This is a genomic window from Rhodococcus sp. 3258 (assembly GCF_031456475.1).
Classification (GTDB): Bacteria; Actinomycetota; Actinomycetes; order Mycobacteriales; family Mycobacteriaceae; genus Rhodococcoides; species Rhodococcoides fascians.
Genome location: NZ_JAVDUT010000001.1, coordinates 574,278 through 591,139, shown reverse-complemented (window position 1 = coordinate 591,139; position 16,862 = coordinate 574,278). Strand labels below are relative to the sequence as shown.

Sequence of the window (16,862 nt, the reverse complement as noted above, 5' to 3'; positions counted from 1 at the left end):
TCGCGTCGTCGGTGACAATGCGCGGGGACAACGCCCGGTGACACATCCTGTTGAACAAACGATCATCTGCGTACCGGTCGGCCCGGTAGATTGACGGGTTATATCGTGAACCGACGATCCGAGCGCTGGATCTGCCCCTGCAACTTCCATACGGAGTGTGAATGTCGTTCGAGATCGTCGACCTCCCCGAAACGTGGGTCGCCGGTCTCCCCGTTCGCAGTCCCAAACGAGCACTCGGGCGGTTGAACGATCCTGCCCTCAACCAGGCGTGGTCCGCAGTGCTCAATCAGGAGACTGCCGGACCGCTCGCGTCGATCTACACGGACTTCGCCCCTGGAATCGGATCGTACAATACACAGATAGTCGGTTACCAGTGCTCGTCGCTCGGGCAGGTGACGCGTGGGCATTTGATCGCAAAAGTGCCGTCTGCAAAATATGCCCGATTCTCCGCGGTGGGTTATTTTCCCGACGTTCTCACTCGATTGTGGAATCAGATCGATCACGCCGAGGAGAACGGGGAGATAGTGCGATCGTTCACCGGTGATTACGAGTGCTACCCGCACGCCTACAAAGTCGACCTGTATTTGGCCATCACGCAGCCCGGCGGTTCGTGATGAGCTTTCGGATCACCGCGCGCAGTGCCGAATTGTTCGGTGGGTTGGTGGCACCGCGGGTGGAGCCCGGTGCCGAGGCCAGTTGCAGCGAATGGATGGGATTCCTCCGAGATCGTGTGCGCGAGAAGAACATCGACGCCACGGAGGTGACCACCGTGTATGTCCCCGATGCGCACGGCACCGTCAATGCACTCGTCGGTGTCCCGCTGGACTCGCCGAGTGACGTCGCTGTGGGAGATGTGTTCGTATCCATACCGACTGGTGTGTTTGCAGTGTTCGTGCCCAGTGGTGGTCTCGCGGATCCGATCGAAGACGTCTGGGCGCAAGTCGACGAGTGCGTTCGATCCGGGACGCTATTCCGTGCTTACGCCGAGGAAGTAGAAGTCGTTACGAATGCTGGAGAAGTGGAACTTTTCGTTTCGATCGTTTTGTAAACGAGGTCTTCTTCATGTTTTTGTCACTTTCGAATCACAAAATCGCCGACGAACCGGTTACTATTGGCAAGCGCTGACAAGCCCGTATAGGGAACGTGAATTCGAGTTCGTGGGTTCAGCACCCGGGAGCCAGCGCGGACCACAAGGTGTCGATGTCATCGCACGATCGACTGAGCAGGGGTGTAGCAACATGGTGAGACAACTCAGGGCAGAAGCCACTCGCGCGGCGGCGCTGCGCGCTGCAGCAGATCTCTTCCTCGACGTCGGGCATGCCAATGCCACGCTGAGTCAGGTGTCGGCGCAGTCCGGCGTGACCAAGGGCGCGCTGTACTTCCATTTCGCGTCCAAGGAAGAACTCGCTCGCGCCATCGTCGACGAAGGTCACGAGCGCGTGTCCACGGCCTGCGCGGGGCTGGTGGACAGCCGCAGCCCAGCCCTCGAGTCCGTCATCGGAATCTCGTACTCGGTTCTCGAACTGGCAGCGTCGGATCCGCTCGTTCGTGTGATGTACCGGTTGCAGATGGAGATCGACGGGTCCGATACCGCTCGCGGAAGCGTGTTCGGCACGTGGGGCAACATCTTCGAGCACCTATTCGAACGGGCCATCGAGCACGGCGACGTCGCCCACCACCTGGACGCCGGAAACGCGGCACTGCTGGTGTGCGAAATGCTGGCCGGAGTACTGATGGTGTCCGAGGCGCAGTCGCGTCTGGGGGATGCGCCGTCTCGTATGGAGAAGGTGTGGAACACCGTGCTGCCATCGTTGGTGCCCGCCGACAAGCTGGCCTACTTCCGTGAATTCGCAGCTCGCAGCCTCTCGAGCTTCGTGCGCGAGAACATCGACTCGAGCTCGGTCACCGTCTGACTTTCCTTCTCGCCCGGGGTGCTTGCTGCACGCCGGCGTGAGGCGCACACTGTGTGACATGGAACACAGGATGTCGGACACTGAGCTACGGAAAGCAATCGGCACCTTGCAGCACCGCGCGGACGATGCGCGAAAACGAGGTGCCGACGACGAGGCGACGCGTATCGAAAGCACCGTCGCCGATTACCGAGACGAGATGTCGCAAAGATTGTGACGGCCCTGTCGGTCGTCACCGCGTAGGGTCGGAATGGACCTGACACGTGGCAACCGGTGGGGGAACAAGCTTCGATGGCTACATACGATCTGCGCGGCAAGAAGACGTTGATCACGGGAGCGGGCAGCGGAATCGGCCGGGCGACGGCCATCGCGGCTGCGGCCGTGGGAGCAGAACTGTTCCTCACCGATATCAATGCCTCCGGGCTTGCCCAGACCGTCGACCTGGTCGGGCGTGCGGGCGGAACGGTGAGTCACTCCTTACCGTTCGACGTCTCCGACTTCGACGCGGTGACCGCCTTCGCAGATGATATTCACGCCGAGTTCGGCAGCCTGGACGTTGTGATGAACGTCGCGGGCATCTCGGCGTGGGGCACTGTGGAGAATCTGGAACATCGGCATTGGAAGTCGATGGTCGACGTCAACCTCATGGGTCCCATCCATGTCATCGAGAAATTCCTCCCGCCGATGATCGAGGCGGGCCGCGGTGGGCATCTGGTCAACGTCTCGTCCGCGGCGGGATTGATTCCTCTGCCTTGGCACGCTGCGTACAGCGCCAGCAAGTACGGCCTTCGTGGCGTGTCCGAAGTTCTTCGATACGACCTCAAACGTCACGGAATCGGCGTCAGCCTCGTCGTGCCCGGTGGGGTCAAGACCGGCCTGGTGCAGACGCTGCAGATCGCCGGTATCGATCGAGACGATCCTCGGGTGCAGAAGCTGCAGCACCGGTTCGAGAAGCGTGCTGTCGAACCGTCGGTCGTGGCCGATGCGATTCTCGCCGGTATCGCCAAACGCAAGTACCTCGTGTACTCCTCCAACGACATTCGCTTCGGTTACTGGATCTCGCGAAAGTTCGCGCCACCGTACGAGTTCGTGCTGCAACGAGCGAACGATCAGTTCTCCAAACTGCTCGAGCCGCGTCGCACCGACGGGGCGTCGAAGTCGACGTCCAGTGTGCGGGCACCGGGGCCGGAGTAGGAGAGCCGGTCGTGCGGGTTGGCCAGAGCGCAGCCGGCCAACGACAGACAACCACAGCCGATGCACCCGGTCAGATCGTCCCGTAAGCGAACCAACTGCTCGATACGCGAGTCCAGTTCGCGATGCCACCGCGTCGACAGCCTGGCCCAGTCCTCGCGGGTGGGCGTTCGCTCGTCCGGAAGTTCGCTCAACGCCTGACGGATGGTCGCGAGAGGGATTCCCACCTTCTGCGAGATACGAATGAACGCCACTCTGCGCAAAGTCTCGCGGTGAAACCTGCGCTGGTTGCCCGATGTTCGTCGACTGCTGATCAAGCCCTGCTTCTCGTAGAAATGCAACGCGGACACGGCGACGCCGCTGCGCTCCGACAGCTGGCCTGGAGTCAGTTCACGGACGTTCCACTCGGGCATCGGCACGACCTCGACATTACTTCAGGTCCGGATGCCAGCGCTGAACGACGAATGGGTTTACCGTTCGTTCATGAGCGTCGACTCCGCTGCGGGCCCGTTGGGAGCCAATTCCGAGGTAGGTGTGCTCCGCACTGTGATGCTGCACCGCCCGGGCGACGAGCTGCGGCGCCTGACTCCGAGAAACAACGACCAACTGCTGTTCGACGGATTGCCGTGGGTGGACCGGGCACAGGACGAGCACGATGCGTTCGCGGAGCTGCTGCGCAGCCGCGGCGTGACGGTGCTGCTGCTGGGCGAACTCCTCACCGAAGCGATGACGGTCAGCGGTGCCGCTCGGATGCAGGGCATCTCGGCTGCCGTCGACGCTCGGCGGCTCGGACGGGCTCTCGCCGAGGATCTCGCCCAGTACCTGCGCGGTATCCCGGCAGCCGAACTGGCTCAGATCCTGATGGCGGGCATGACGTTCGACGAGTTGCTCGAAGCCGAGTCCGGTGAGGCCGAGCCCAGTGGTGCCTCGCTGGTTCGCCGCATGCATCACGGGGGCGACTTCGTCATCGATCCGCTGCCCAATCTGCTGTTCACCCGTGACTCGTCGTTCTGGATCGACAACCGAGTGGCGATCACCTCCCTCGCCTTGCCTGCGCGAGTACGGGAAACGTCGCTGACCGACTTGATCTACGCATTCCATCCCATGTTCAAAGGCGTGCGACGTGCGTACGAATCCCGTACCGCTCCGGTCGAAGGCGGTGACGTGTTGCTGCTCGCTCCTGGAGTGGTCGCGGTGGGTGTGGGGGAGCGCACCACCCCTGCGGGCGCAGAAGCGTTGGCACGCAGTCTCTTCGAGGACGATCTGGCGCACAGCGTGTTGGTGGTGCCGATCGCGCAGGAGCGTGCGTCCATGCATCTGGACACCGTCTGCACCATGGTCGACACCGACGCGGTCGTGATGTATCCGGCTATTCAGGACACGTTGTCCGCGTTCACGATTCACCGCGAGGATGCCGGCGTCAGTATTCGCGGCGCCGACCCGTTCCTCGAAGCCGCTGCCGATGCGATGGGAATCGGCAAACTCCGGTTGATCGACACCGGACTCGATCATGTGACCGCCGAACGCGAGCAATGGGACGACGGCAACAACACCCTCGCGATCTCCCCGGGGGTGGTCGTTGCCTACGAGCGCAACGTCGAGACCAATGCGCGGCTCGAGGCGTCGGGCATCGAGGTGTTGCGAATCTCCGGGTCCGAGTTGGGCTCGGGCCGGGGTGGCCCCCGGTGTATGTCGTGCCCGGTGTCTCGCGAAAGGCTTTGACCGACAGGCGTTTCTACAGGACGGCGAGGACCTTGTCGGCGGGGCGAGCCAACACGGTTCCCTTGTCGGTGACCACGATCGGGCGTTCGATCAGAATGGGGTGCGCCGCCATCGCCGCGATCAAGGTCTCGTCGTCGGCCTCCGCCAGTTCGAGTTCTTTGTAGATGCTCTCTCGGGTTCGAACAGCCTGACGTGGTGAGAGTCCCGCGTCGGCGAGCAGCGTGCGGAGTTCGTCTTCGGTCGGCGGCGTCTCGAGGTACTTGACGACCTGGGGGACGATGCCCGCATCCTCGATCGTCTTCAGAACGGTGCGGGAGGTGTTGCAGCGTGGGTTGTGATAGATGGTTGCGGCCCGGGTCATGTTTGCAATCCTGTCACGCGGGTAGCCAACGCGACAGATCACGTCAGGAACGGGAGTAGTCGCATGACCGACAAGCGCATTGTCATTGCAGGTGGGCACGGCCAGATCGCCCAACATCTCACGCAGGTTCTCACGGCGCACGGTGACCGCGCTGTGTCGGTCATTCGCAACAGCGATCACGTCGATGCCGTCACGGCCCTCGGTGCGCTGCCGCAGGTCATCGATCTGGAGTCTGCGTCCGTCGACGAGTTGGCCGACGTTCTCTCCGGTGCCGACGCAGTGGTGTTCGCGGCCGGTGCAGGTCCCAACAGCGGTCCCGAGCGCAAGGACACCGTCGACCGGGCCGGTGCGGTGTTGTTGGCCGATGCCGCCGAGAAGGCCGGCGTTCGCCGCTACGTGCTGATCAGTTCCTTCGGGGCCGGTGAGCCGGTCGCGGACGACCTCGACGAGGGATGGAAAGCATACATCCGGGCCAAAACTGCTGCGGAAGAAGATGTTTCGTCCCGCGCGGGCTTGGACTGGACCGTTCTTCGCCCCGGCAAGCTGACCGACGAGGATGCGACGGACTCGGTTTCGCTCACCGAGCCTCCACTCGACCCGGGCGAGGTGACCCGTGCCGACGTGGCAGCGGTCGTCGCCCGTCTGATCGACACCGGCAGTGCCATCGGCAAAACGCTGATGCTCACGTCCGGATCGACGTCCATCGCCGACGCTGTCGACGCGGTTCGATGAGGCGATCGTGCGCGTAAGCATCGATCCGTCGAACACGACCCCGGTGTTCGAGCAATTGCGGATGCAGATTCTGGGATTGGTGCGGTCCGGGGATCTCATCGCCGGAACAAAGATCCCCACGGTACGTGGGCTTGCCGAAGAGCTGAAGATCGCGCCGAACACGGTGGCGAAGACCTACCGGGAGCTCGAACAGCAGGGAATCATCGAGACGCGGGGTAGGTCCGGATCGTTCGTGGCGTCCGGCGGTGACCCGTCACGAGATATTGCAGCCAGGGCCGCAACGGAATTCGTCCGGGCCGTCAGATCTATCGGCCTCGACGACGACCAGGCGCGAACGTTTCTCGAAGCTGCTCTGAAAGGGGCAGGCGGCCGGTAAGTTGACGCTTCAACCTCCTTCTGTCAGGGTGGTGCTGCCCATTCAGCCGCGCCAGAAGGATGCCTATCAATGAACTCAACACTCGTCCGTGACGCCGTCGCCCTCGTAGCCCGTATCGGCCTGGGAGTCGTCTTCATCGCCCACGGGTGGCAGAAGCTCAACACCTTCGGCCTCGACGGCACTGCTGCCAGCTTCGAGGCGATGAACATTCCGGTACCCACGGCGTCTGCCTACTTCGCAACGTTCGTCGAGCTCATCGGCGGCGGCGCATTGGTTCTCGGCATCTTCACTCCGATCGCCGGTCTGCTGCTGTTCGCCGATATGTTGGGAGCTGCATTCCTCGTCCACTTCGAGAACGGGGTGTTCGCCACCGAAAACGGCTACGAGCTCGTCGTCGCTCTCGGCGTCGGCGCACTGATGCTCGCGGCGTTCGGTGCCGGTCGCATCAGCATCGACGGAATCACCAAGGGCAAGACCGCAATTCTGCAGTAGTCGGTAGCGAGCCGAGTGGGGCGCTCAGCGCCAACTCGGTAACCACAATTGTTCCTGCCACATCTGCGGGGTGATCGGCATCGCGGTGAGGATCGGCCACAGCCACACGAAGTTGGCGATCACCACCGCGATGTACAGGCACACCAGAAGCAGTCCGGTGCCGCGTCTCTCGGCCGAGGCGCTCGCTTTTCCGATGATGTCGCCCAGTACCAGCGCGAAGCCCATCACCATGAACGGCGCGAGCGCCACCGCATAGAAGTAGTACATCTGCCGGTCGAGGGTCGCGAACCAGGGCAACAGTGCGGCACCGTAACCGACGAGAACCGTGGCGTAGCGCCAATCTCGTCGTACGAGAACGGACCACAGCGTCCAGGCGAGCATCGGCAAGGCCAACCACCACATCGCGGGCGTGCCGATCAGCATGATCGCCTTCACGCACGACGACGCCGAGCACCCCGAGACGCTCTCGCCGTCGGCGAAGTAGTACAGCATGGGGCGTAGGCCCATCGGCCACGTCCACGGCTTGGATTCCCACGGGTGCCGATTGCCTGCCGAATTGGTCAGTCCCTCATGGAAATCGAGCACACTGCCGCTGTAGTACCAGAGCGACCGCAGGGCACCGGGAACGAAGGAGAACGGCCCGCCGAATCCGATTCCGTTGCCCACCTCGTGTCGGTCGACACCGGTCTCGGAGGTGAACCACGCCCAGTACGTCATCAGGTACACGGCGATCGGAACGATCACCAGCGCGTACAGCGCGGGTCCGATGTCGCGCACCGCAGTTCCGCGCCACGGTCGGCGAACCCCGTACGAGCGACGAGCAGCCAGGTCGAACGCCACGCTCAGCAAGCCGAAGAACGCGATGAAATACAGACCCGACCACTTGGTGCCACATGCGAGACCCAGCATGATGCCGGCCCCGAAACGCCACCACCGCACACCCATTCGAGGGCCGAGATCGCTGACGTCCATGCGGCCCTCGGCTCGGACCGTCCACAGTCGCTTTCGCACGTCGTCGCGGTCGACGACCAGGCAACCCAGAGCAGCGGTGACGAACAGGGCCAGAAAGATGTCCAGCATGCCGATGCGGCTGCTGACGAACGTGACGCCGTCGACGATGAGCAGAATCCCTGCGATCGCACCGATGAGCGTCGAGTGGGTGAGGCGTCGGACGATGCGAATCACCAGCAGTACCAACAGTGTTCCGGCGACCGCGGACGAAAAACGCCATCCCCAACCGTTGTAGCCGAACAACGCCTCGCCGACGGCGATCAGCTGTTTGCCGACCGGCGGGTGCACCACCAGGCCGTAGGCCGGATTGTCCTCGAGCCCGCCGCCGGTGAGCACCTGGTAACCCTGCGGTGCGTAGTGCTTCTCGTCGAACACCGGCGTTCCGGCGTCGGTGGGGTACCGCAACATCGTGAAGCGCGTGATCGCGCAGATGGCGGTGACGACGAGGGTGACGATCCAGCCGCGTCGTACGTCGGTGTCGTGGAACCAGTCGCGCGCGGCAACGGTGGGCCCGGGACTGACCATCGACCGGTCGCCGGAGCGCTCAGAGGTCAGCAAGGTCACGTACCGATCGTAGGCGGTGTTCCGGAGTGGGCGGCAGGCCGCTGCACCGCATGGGAGACACTGGAGACATGCTCATCCTTGCTGCCACCCCGATGGGCGACGTCGGAGATGCCTCGCAGCGCCTGCGTGATGCCCTCGGTAGTGCCGATGTCGTGGCCGCCGAAGACACCCGACGCACCAAACAACTGGCGTCCTCCCTCGGCGTGACGATCGGGGGCAGGGTCGTCAGTTTCTACGACCAGGTCGAAACGGCGCGGCTACCCGCGCTGGTCGAGGCCGTCGCCGAGGGAAAGACCGTACTGCTGGTGACCGACGCGGGCATGCCGTCGGTGAGCGATCCGGGCTACCGGTTGGTCGCGGCCTGCGTCGACGCCGACCTGCCGGTGACCTGCCTGCCCGGGCCGTCGGCCGTCACGACCGCCCTCGCACTGTCGGGGCTGCCGGTGGAGCGCTTCTGCTTCGACGGATTCGCCCCGCGCAAGCAGGGACAGCGGCGCACGTATTTCCAGTCGGTGCTCGCCGAACCGCGTGCCATCGTTTTCTTCGAGGCCCCGCATCGGCTCGTCGCATGTCTCGAGGACGCGGTGCACGTTCTCGGCCCAGACCGCCGCGCTGCGGTGTGCCGAGAGCTCACCAAGACCTACGAGGAGGTCCGCCGCGGCGGACTGGGGGAGCTGCTCGACTGGGCACGTGACGGAGTCCGCGGTGAGATCACCGTCGTACTCGAAGGAGCGGTCGCCGTCGCCGAGGAACCCGAGGATCTCGTGGCCGAGGTGGAATCGCTCGTGGCGTCGGGCATGCGATTGAAGGACGCCTGCGCTCAGGTGGCCGTCGCAGGCGTGTCCAAGCGCGAGGTGTACGAAGCAGTTCTCGCCGCCCGCAAGGATCAGTGACGCTCAGCCCACCACGTGCTGGCGTAGCCCTTCGGTCGCTGCTTCGAGAATGGTCTTGGTGCCCTTCTTGACGAGGAAGCCGGGCAGGGGAGCCTTCGGGTCGACGGTCAGCTCGAATTCGACGTGCGTCCCGTTACCCTTGGGCGTCAACGTGTATCGGCCTTCCTGGGCCTTCTGCTGGGTGCTCTCCACCAAGCTCCACGACACCTCGTTCTCGCTCCAGGTGTACTGGACCAACTGCTCGTCGTTGATACCGATGATCGAGACCTTCATCTTGACGTGGTTCGGCCGACCGTCGTCGAAGCGGTCGACCACCTCGCACTTCTTGTGCACGGGAGACCACGAGGGGATGCCTTCGACATCGGCGAGGACGTCGAGAATTGTCGCTGCGTCCGCCTCGATGTCGACGGACTTGTTCACTGTGACTGCCATGGGGAGAAGGTATCTCAGCTTTCTGTACGGGGGCTGACGTTGCGGGCGAACTCGCCGATGGCGCGTAGTGCGCGTCGGGCTTCGGGGACGAAATCGGCTGCCTGGAACACGTGCACCTGATCCTCGAAGACCTGGAGTTCGCAGTCGACTCCGGCGACGGCGAGGCGCTGCGCCATGAGTTCGGCGTCGGCATAGACCATTTCGGTCGATCCGACCTGGATCAGCACCGGCGGCAGGCCGGCGAGATCACCGTCGACCGGTGAGACCCGTGGGCCGCGTTCACCTTCGATGACGATGCGTGCGTCGACACGATCGGCGAGCGCAGTCAGCGCAGGAACAGCATTGGATGGGAACACCGAACACTTGTCCGCGTTCTCGTGGGTGAGCTTGCCGGTGGGATCCATGTCGGTCAGCGGCGACATCGTGAAGATGCCGGCAGGTGCCGGAAGGCCGACGGTACGCAGAGCCAAGGTGACCATGAAAGCGAGATATCCGCCCGCCGAATCCCCGCCCATGATGATCTGGTCCGGGCGATAGCCGGAATCGAGGAGGAAGCGGTAGGCGTCGACCCCGTCCTCGACGGCGTGTGCGATCGGGTTACGCGGCATCATGCGGTAATTCACCGACAGGACTGCGCCGTCGACGCTCTTGGAGACGCGTGACGTCATCCGCCGATGAGTCCGCAGTCCACAGCACACGAAGGCGCCGCCGTGCATGTACAGAACGACACGATCGGTTCCGCTGCCCTCGGCCCGAATCCATTCGGCCTCGCATTCGGAGAGCATGACGCGACTGCGGGTGGTGCCGCTGATCTGGGGGACGAGCAGACCCGCGTAATCGACCAAACCCATCGGCCACGGCAGTGACGGTGCCTGCGCCCACACCGTCAGGAACGGGCGCACGGTGAACTGCAGGTATTTGGACAGGATCTGCGACTGCAGGCTTGCTCCGCGGATATCGCGGCGGCGCGCAGTGGCTGCCGCGTCGGACGTTTTCACTACGGTGAGCGCCGGATTCATAGCCGTCGCCTCCATCCCCGTTGGCTGTTGCAGGGCGCGTGTGCGCCGTGCGTCGGATCCCCGTTCTGTTTGGAACCCCTGGTAACGGACAATAGCGGGTGGGATTTCGTGAGCGCACGTAAGGTCGTGTTCTGAGTCACATTCGGTGCCGTACCGTGACATAAAACAAATGGAAAAAGGACAGCTCATGGCACTCATGCCCATCACCGAATCGATGTTTCTGATCGCCGAGTCACGGGAGCACCCGATGCACGTGGGCGGGTTGCAACTGTTCATTCCACCGGGGGATCCGCACGAGTTCGCGCAGGAGGTGCATCGCAAGTTCACCACTGGTGAGGTACACGAGTTGTTCCGCAAACGGCCTGCCCGGCCCGTGCAGATCATGGGAAACCTGGCGTGGGCATTCGACCAGGACGTCGACTTCGAGTACCACGTCCGACGGGCCGTCCTGCCCTCGCCGGGGCGCATCCGCGAGCTGTTCCAGTTCCTATCGCTCAATCACAGTTCCCCTCTCGATCGGTACCGGCCGATGTGGGAACTGCACATCGTGGAGGGTCTGGCCGACGGCCGAGTTGCGTTGTACACCAAGATGCATCACTCGCTGGTCGACGGCGTCAGCGCTCTGAAGCTGTCGATGCGCACGCTCACCGGTGATCCGGAAGACCGCAACGGGGTGGCCACCTGGGACCCGTCGCTGTTCCGCAAGCGCAAGAATCAGGCCGTCGCCGAGCAGCCCGGGCGGCTGGCGCAACTGGGTAGCGGGCTTTCGGTGGGACGCAAGATTGCCGGCGACCTGGTGGATTTCGCGCCTGCCTCCGCGCGAATCGGATTGCGCGCGTTGAAGAAACAGGGCGCACAACTACCGCTGCAGGCACCGCGGACGATGTTCAACGTGCCCATCGGTGGCGCTCGACGCTTCGCGGCGGAGAGCTGGTCGATCGAGCGAATTCGTAAGGTCGGTACCGCTCTCGATGCAACGCTGAACGACATGGTGCTCGCGATGTGCGCCGGAGCGTTGCGTGCCTACCTCATCGATCAGAACGCGCTCCCCGAGGAGCCACTGATCGCCATGGTGCCGGTCTCGCTGCGCAAGGAGGGTGACAGCAAGGACGCCGGTAACTCCGTGACGACCATTCTGTGCAACCTGGGGACCGACGAATCCGATCCACTGCTTCGCCTCGAACGCATCAAGGAGTCCACTGTTCGGGGTAAGCAGATGATGGGGGAGCTCAACACCCTCGAAGCGCTTGCCGTCGGTGCAATCACCATGGCCCCGTTGTTGTTCGGGCCGGTGCCGGGATTCGTCGACTACACCCCACCGCCGTTCAACGTGATCATCTCCAACGTGCCGGGTTCCAAAGAAGACCTCTACTGGAACGGCGCGAAACTCGATGGCATCTACCCGGCGTCCATCGTGTGCGACGGACAGGCGCTGAACATCACCGTCGCCAGCAACGGCGATTCGCTGAACTTCGGGCTCATCGGGTGCCGACGCAGTGTGCCGCACCTGCAGCGAATGCTCACGCATCTGGAGAACACGCTGGAGGAACTCGAAAAGGCGGCGTAGCCCCACGTGAGTGGAACCGCGTAGTGGGCTACGAAGTTCCACTCACATGGGCTTACTTCTCCTCGTACTTGGGGAACACCGGCGTCGGGGCAGGGAGAGCGGTGCCGGGAACCGAACGTGTTGCGATGTCGGCGAATTCGCGGTTCGAAGCCCCGAGCAGGTCGAGAATGCGCGACGCGGAATCGGGCATGACGGGCTGGGCCAGGATGCTCACGATGCGCAACACCTCGATCGTCACGTACAGCACGGTGGCCATGCGATCGGGGTCGGTCTTGCGCAGCACCCAAGGCTGCTGCAGCGAGAAGTAGCGGTTGGTCTCACCGAGTACCGACCAGATCGCTTCGAGTGCGGAATGGATTGCCTGCACGTCGAATTCGCGGCGGCAGATCTCCAGCAGCGCGTCCGCGCGGGCCAGCATCGCCTCGTCCTCGGCGGTGAAGTCGCCCGGCGTCGGGAGCTGTCCTTCGAGGTTCTTCGCCACCATCGTCAGCGAACGCTGCGCGAGGTTGCCCAGTTCGTTGGACAGGTCGGCATTGACGCGGGCGACGATCGCCTCGTGGCTGTAGCTGCCGTCCTGCCCGAACGAGACCTCGCGGAGGAAGAAGAAGCGCACCGGATCGAGGCCGTAGTTCTCCACCAACGAGTCGGGGGTCAGCACGTTGCCCAGAGACTTGGACATCTTCTCGCCCTTGACATTCAAGAACCCGTGCACGAACACCCGCTTGGGTAGCTCGATGCCTGCGGACATCAGGAACGCCGGCCAGTAGACGGTGTGGAACCTCGTGATGTCCTTGCCGATGACGTGCAGATCGGCGGGCCAGAACTTCCGGTACGCCTCCGAGTCGGTCTCGGGGAAACCTGCACCGGTGAGGTAGTTGGTCAACGCGTCGACCCACACGTACATGACGTGCGCGGGATCGCCGGGTACCGGCACACCCCAGTCGAATGTGGTCCGGGAGATCGACAGGTCGCGCAGACCGCCCTTGACGAAGTTCACGATCTCGTTGCGGCGCGTGTTCGGCGCGATGAAATCGGGCGACGCGTCGTACATCTCGAGCAGTTTGTCCTGGTACTGCGAGAGCCGGAAGAAGTACGACGACTCCTCGGTCCATTCGACGGGCGTGTTCGTCTCGGTCGCGACGCGGGAGCCGTCCTCGGTCAGGGTCGTCTCGGCCTCGGTGTAGAACGCCTCGTCGCGGACCGAGTACCAGCCGGAGTAGGAGTCGAGGTAGATGTCGCCGTTCGCCTCCATCCGTCGCCACAGTTCCTGGCTGGCGGCATGGTGGTCGGCATCGGTGGTGCGGATGAAGCGGCCGTACGAGCTCTGCAGCAGATCGTGCGCCGCCTGGAAGGCGTCGGAATTGCGCGCCGCGAGCTCGCGGACGTCGATGCCCTCGTTCTGCGCGGTCTGCTGCATCTTGAGGCCGTGCTCGTCGGTTCCCGTCAGAAAACGCACGTCGTAGCCATCGAGGCGCTTGAAGCGCGCGATCGTGTCGGTGGCGATGTATTCGTACGCGTGCCCGATGTGAGGTGCTCCGTTGGGGTACGCGATTGCCGTGGTGACGTAGAAGGGTGGCCGTGAGGCATCAGCTGGCGCAGTCATGGTGCGCCTACTCTATCCAGCGTGAGTAGAGAACGTCCCGCGCCACCGCTGCCCGATGCCGTCGGCACCCTCGTCGACGCCCACACCCACCTCGATGCCTGCGGAGCGACCGATGCCGCGAGCGTGGCCGCGATCGTCGATCGCGCCGAGTCGGTGGGGGTCACCCGGGTGGTCACGATCGCCGACGACCTCGACGCTGCGCGCTTCGCCGTCGACGCTGCATCCTGGGATCCACGGGTGTGGGCGGCGGTCGCGATCCATCCCACCCGCGCGAACGTGCTCGACGACGCAGCGAAGGCCGAGATCGAACGACTCGCGGCCGATCCGCGTGTGGTCGCCATCGGCGAAACGGGTCTGGACTACTACTGGCCCGGCAAGCTCGACGACTGTGCGACGGTCCCGGAGCAGCACGAGGGATTCCGCTGGCACATCGATCTCGCCAAGCGTCTCGGGAAGCCGCTGATGATTCACAACCGCGAGGCCGACGAGGATCTGCTCGCGGTCCTGGTCGCCGAGGGCGCTCCGGAGACGGTGATCTTCCACTGCTTCTCCGGCGGGCCCGAGACCGCCAAGGCCTGCGTCGACGCCGGTTACGTTCTCAGCTTCTCGGGGACGGTCAGTTTCAAGAACGCGCATGCGCTGCGTGAGGCCGCAGTGCTGGTGCCCGACGAGTTGGTGCTGGTGGAAACGGATGCTCCGTTTCTCACGCCGCATCCGTTTCGCGGTGCACCCAACGAGCCGTACTGCCTGCCGTACACCGCCCGGGCACTGGCCGAGGTTCGTGGCCAGGACCCGGCCGAACTGGCGGCGCATGCCACGGCGAATGCCGAGCGGGTGTACGGGCTCTAGCTCCTTGGGTTGCGGCGGAGGTACTAATTCGTTACCGTACCGTGACCGAACTCGGGCGTTTCGACCCCGAAGTCACGCTTGCAACCGCCAGGAATACGAAACTTGTCGACTATCAGACGCCTCAACTCCGCTCGTTCGACCACGCTCTACCTGGTCATCGCGGCCCTGTTGATGACGCTGGTCGCCGGGGGCGTGATGGCGGTGAGCCGTCACAAAACCGTGACCATCGACGTCGACGGCGACATGATTTCGCTGAGCACGATGAAGACCGACGTCAACAGCGCTCTCGTCGATGCCGGCTACACGCCGTCGGACAAGGACCTGGTCGTTCCCGCGCCCGACTCCGGGCTGAGTGACGGCGACACCGTCGTGCTGCGCCGCGCTCGCGAGATCACCCTGAACGTCGACGGCAAGCCGGAGGAGATCTGGACCACCGCGTTGACCGTCGAGGAAGCTCTGCAGCAGACGGGCCTCGCCGAGGACGTCCACGTGTCGGCGTCTCGTTCCGAGCGGTTGCCCCTCGACGGCACCGAACTGGACGTGGCCCTGCCCAAGCAGGTCTCGCTGGTCGACGGAGGCAGTCCGGCAACGCCGGTGACGCTCGCCGCTCCGACCGTGCGCGAATTCCTCGAAGCAGCGGGCAAGCCGTTGGAAGAGGCCGACACCGTGTCGCCGGATCCGGATGCCGCCGTCACCGACGGTGCCGAGATCGTCGTCACGCGCGACCGGACCGTCACCAAGACCGAGACCACCGACACCGATGCCCCGGAACAGCGCATCGAAGATCCGACGATGAACATGAGCAAGACCGTCGTCGAGAACCCCGGCGCTCCCGGCGTCTCCGACATCACCTGGAAGATCAACATGGTCAACGGGGTCGAGGCCGGGCGCGAGAAGATCGACGAAGTGGTCAAGGTGCCGGCGCAGCCGAAGACCGTTCGAGTCGGAGCCAAGCCCGGCACCGAGGTCCCACCCGTGGAGAACGGTGCGATCTGGGACGCGCTTGCTCAATGCGAGGCAACCGGCAACTGGGCCATCAACACCGGCAACGGTTTCTATGGCGGCGTGCAATTCGACCAGAACACCTGGGAACGCCAGGGCGGCCTGAAATACGCACCGCGCGCCGACCTCGCCACCCGCGAAGAACAGATCGCCATCGCATCGGTGACGCAGAAGTCGCAGGGCTGGGGCGCATGGCCGGCATGCACCTCACGTCTGGGTTACCGCTGATCACCTGCCCGCCCGTAGAGTTCGCACCGTGTCCGAACATGTGAGGGGAGCTGCGGCTCTGCTCGGTCCTGCCGAAGTCCGCTCTCTCGCTGCCGAGCTCGACGTGCGTCCCACCAAACAACTCGGCCAGAACTTCGTGCACGACGCCAACACCGTGCGACGCATCGTCGCCTCCGCCGGTGTCGGACCTCAGGACACCGTCCTCGAAGTCGGTCCCGGTCTCGGATCGTTGACTCTCGCTCTGCTCGATGTGGCCGACGCCGTTGTCGCGGTCGAGATCGACCCCAAGCTCGCGACCCGGCTGCCCATCACGGTGGCCGACCGCGCCCCCACCCTCGCCGAACGGTTGACGGTCATCGAAGCCGACGCGTTGCGCGTACGGGCCGAGGACATTCCCGGACACCCGACGGCATTGGTGGCGAACCTGCCGTACAACGTCGCGGTGCCTGTGCTCATTCACCTGTTTTCGGAGCTACCCAGCCTGCGGGTGGCCGTGGTGATGGTCCAGGCCGAGGTTGCCGATCGCCTCGCCGCGGTACCGGGAAGCAAGATCTACGGCATTCCCAGCGTCAAGGCCCGATTCTTCGGTGACGTCAAACGGGCCGGGGCAGTAGGCCGTTCGGTGTTCTGGCCGGTTCCCAAAGTGGAATCGGGGCTGGTGCGCATCGATCGATACGCCGAGCCGCCGTGGCCGACCGACACTGCACACCGGAAGTCGGTATTCGCCGTCATCGACGCCGCATTCGCCCAGCGCCGCAAGACTTTACGAGCAGCCCTCGCGGGGTGGGCCGGTTCACCCGTCGCCGCGGAGCGCAGACTTCGCGAGGCCGGAATCGATCCCACGGCCCGCGGGGAAACGATCGACGCGGCAGCGTTCGTTCGTCTGGCGGCTACCGAGGCCTGACGTCTC

The 16,862-nt window shown here is 64.1% G+C and carries 20 protein-coding genes; 14 read left to right on the top strand and 6 right to left on the bottom strand.

Annotation, left to right across the window (positions count from 1 at the left end):
• The first annotated feature begins 161 nt into the window (after window positions 1–161).
• The 5 genes from J2X62_RS02655 to J2X62_RS02635 all read left to right on the top strand — a co-directional run bounded on the left by J2X62_RS02655 (window position 162) and on the right by J2X62_RS02635 (window position 3,104).
• On the top strand, window positions 162–614 hold the full coding sequence (locus J2X62_RS02655; protein WP_027496057.1) for a GyrI-like domain-containing protein: 453 nt from the start codon (window positions 162–164) through the stop codon (window positions 612–614).
• Window positions 615–730: 116 nt separating this feature from the next.
• Window positions 731–1,048 carry a GyrI-like domain-containing protein gene (locus J2X62_RS02650; RefSeq protein WP_228139163.1) on the top strand — a complete coding sequence of 106 codons (318 nt, stop codon included), beginning with the start codon at window positions 731–733 and terminating at the stop codon, window positions 1,046–1,048.
• Window positions 1,049–1,238: 190 nt separating this feature from the next.
• Entirely contained in the window at window positions 1,239–1,913 is a 675-nt protein-coding gene (locus J2X62_RS02645) for a ScbR family autoregulator-binding transcription factor (protein ID WP_201009728.1), read from the top strand.
• Window positions 1,914–1,983: 70 nt separating this feature from the next.
• A complete protein-coding gene (locus J2X62_RS02640; RefSeq protein WP_201010779.1) occupies window positions 1,984–2,127 on the top strand; it encodes a hypothetical protein in 144 nt (47 codons plus the stop codon).
• A gap of 74 nt (window positions 2,128–2,201) precedes the next feature.
• A complete protein-coding gene (locus J2X62_RS02635; RefSeq protein ID WP_310177181.1) occupies window positions 2,202–3,104 on the top strand; it encodes an SDR family oxidoreductase in 903 nt (300 codons plus the stop codon).
• Here J2X62_RS02635 and soxR read toward each other — a convergent pair.
• Window positions 3,020–3,520, bottom strand: coding sequence for a redox-sensitive transcriptional activator SoxR (soxR, locus tag J2X62_RS02630; RefSeq protein ID WP_027496060.1), 501 nt, complete (start codon window positions 3,518–3,520; stop codon window positions 3,020–3,022). The two genes, J2X62_RS02635 and soxR, sit on opposite strands and share 85 nt — an antisense overlap.
• A 64-nt stretch (window positions 3,521–3,584) precedes the next feature.
• Between soxR and J2X62_RS02625 the strand changes: the two genes are divergently transcribed.
• The gene (locus tag J2X62_RS02625) at window positions 3,585–4,823 is read left to right on the top strand and encodes an arginine deiminase (protein ID WP_027496061.1); all 1,239 of its coding nucleotides are present in this window, start codon (window positions 3,585–3,587) and stop codon (window positions 4,821–4,823) included.
• 13 nt (window positions 4,824–4,836) lie between these two features.
• On the opposite strand, the gene arsC is transcribed toward J2X62_RS02625, so the two are convergent.
• Entirely contained in the window at window positions 4,837–5,184 is a 348-nt protein-coding gene (gene arsC / locus J2X62_RS02620; protein WP_027496062.1) for an arsenate reductase (glutaredoxin), read from the bottom strand.
• A gap of 63 nt (window positions 5,185–5,247) precedes the next feature.
• Between arsC and J2X62_RS02615 the strand changes: the two genes are divergently transcribed.
• From J2X62_RS02615 to J2X62_RS02605, 3 genes are all read left to right on the top strand, one after another.
• Window positions 5,248–5,916, top strand: a complete 669-nt coding sequence (locus J2X62_RS02615) for an SDR family oxidoreductase (RefSeq protein WP_310177171.1) — start codon at window positions 5,248–5,250, stop codon at window positions 5,914–5,916.
• Between the two features lie 7 nt (window positions 5,917–5,923).
• Window positions 5,924–6,292 (top strand): GntR family transcriptional regulator, encoded by a 369-nt coding sequence (locus J2X62_RS02610; RefSeq protein WP_027496064.1) that lies wholly within the window; start codon window positions 5,924–5,926, stop codon window positions 6,290–6,292.
• Window positions 6,293–6,361: 69 nt separating this feature from the next.
• Window positions 6,362–6,784 carry a DoxX family protein gene (locus J2X62_RS02605; protein WP_027496065.1) on the top strand — a complete coding sequence of 141 codons (423 nt, stop codon included), beginning with the start codon at window positions 6,362–6,364 and terminating at the stop codon, window positions 6,782–6,784.
• Between the two features lie 24 nt (window positions 6,785–6,808).
• Here J2X62_RS02605 and J2X62_RS02600 read toward each other — a convergent pair whose 3' ends face one another.
• A complete protein-coding gene (locus tag J2X62_RS02600) occupies window positions 6,809–8,320 on the bottom strand; it encodes a dolichyl-phosphate-mannose--protein mannosyltransferase (RefSeq protein ID WP_027496066.1) in 1,512 nt (503 codons plus the stop codon).
• A 107-nt stretch (window positions 8,321–8,427) separates the two neighbouring features.
• On the opposite strand from J2X62_RS02600, the gene rsmI reads away from it, so the two are divergent.
• Window positions 8,428–9,252 carry a 16S rRNA (cytidine(1402)-2'-O)-methyltransferase gene (rsmI, locus tag J2X62_RS02595; protein ID WP_027496067.1) on the top strand — a complete coding sequence of 275 codons (825 nt, stop codon included), beginning with the start codon at window positions 8,428–8,430 and terminating at the stop codon, window positions 9,250–9,252.
• 3 nt (window positions 9,253–9,255) lie between these two features.
• Here rsmI and J2X62_RS02590 read toward each other — a convergent pair whose 3' ends face one another.
• Both J2X62_RS02590 and J2X62_RS02585 read right to left on the bottom strand, forming a co-directional pair.
• Window positions 9,256–9,684 carry an SRPBCC family protein gene (locus J2X62_RS02590; RefSeq protein WP_027496068.1) on the bottom strand — a complete coding sequence of 143 codons (429 nt, stop codon included), beginning with the start codon at window positions 9,682–9,684 and terminating at the stop codon, window positions 9,256–9,258.
• A gap of 14 nt (window positions 9,685–9,698) precedes the next feature.
• On the bottom strand, window positions 9,699–10,703 hold the full coding sequence (locus J2X62_RS02585) for an alpha/beta hydrolase (protein ID WP_201009724.1): 1,005 nt from the start codon (window positions 10,701–10,703) through the stop codon (window positions 9,699–9,701).
• A 187-nt stretch (window positions 10,704–10,890) separates the two neighbouring features.
• Between J2X62_RS02585 and J2X62_RS02580 the strand changes: the two genes are divergently transcribed.
• On the top strand, window positions 10,891–12,270 hold the full coding sequence (locus J2X62_RS02580) for a wax ester/triacylglycerol synthase family O-acyltransferase (RefSeq protein WP_201009723.1): 1,380 nt from the start codon (window positions 10,891–10,893) through the stop codon (window positions 12,268–12,270).
• 52 nt (window positions 12,271–12,322) lie between these two features.
• Here the strand turns inward: J2X62_RS02580 and metG are convergent, their stop codons facing one another.
• Complete coding sequence (gene metG / locus J2X62_RS02575; protein WP_032364126.1) at window positions 12,323–13,873, bottom strand: methionine--tRNA ligase; 1,551 nt, start codon at window positions 13,871–13,873, stop codon at window positions 12,323–12,325.
• Window positions 13,874–13,894: 21 nt separating this feature from the next.
• Here metG and J2X62_RS02570 point away from each other — a divergent pair, with 21 nt between their 5' ends.
• From J2X62_RS02570 to rsmA, 3 genes are all read left to right on the top strand, one after another.
• Window positions 13,895–14,722, top strand: a complete 828-nt coding sequence (locus J2X62_RS02570; RefSeq protein WP_032373031.1) for a TatD family hydrolase — start codon at window positions 13,895–13,897, stop codon at window positions 14,720–14,722.
• 102 nt (window positions 14,723–14,824) lie between these two features.
• The gene (locus J2X62_RS02565; protein ID WP_027496073.1) at window positions 14,825–15,952 is read left to right on the top strand and encodes a resuscitation-promoting factor; all 1,128 of its coding nucleotides are present in this window, start codon (window positions 14,825–14,827) and stop codon (window positions 15,950–15,952) included.
• Between the two features lie 28 nt (window positions 15,953–15,980).
• Complete coding sequence (gene rsmA, locus J2X62_RS02560) at window positions 15,981–16,856, top strand: 16S rRNA (adenine(1518)-N(6)/adenine(1519)-N(6))-dimethyltransferase RsmA (RefSeq protein ID WP_032364124.1); 876 nt, start codon at window positions 15,981–15,983, stop codon at window positions 16,854–16,856.
• The last annotated feature ends 6 nt before the right edge of the window (window positions 16,857–16,862 follow it).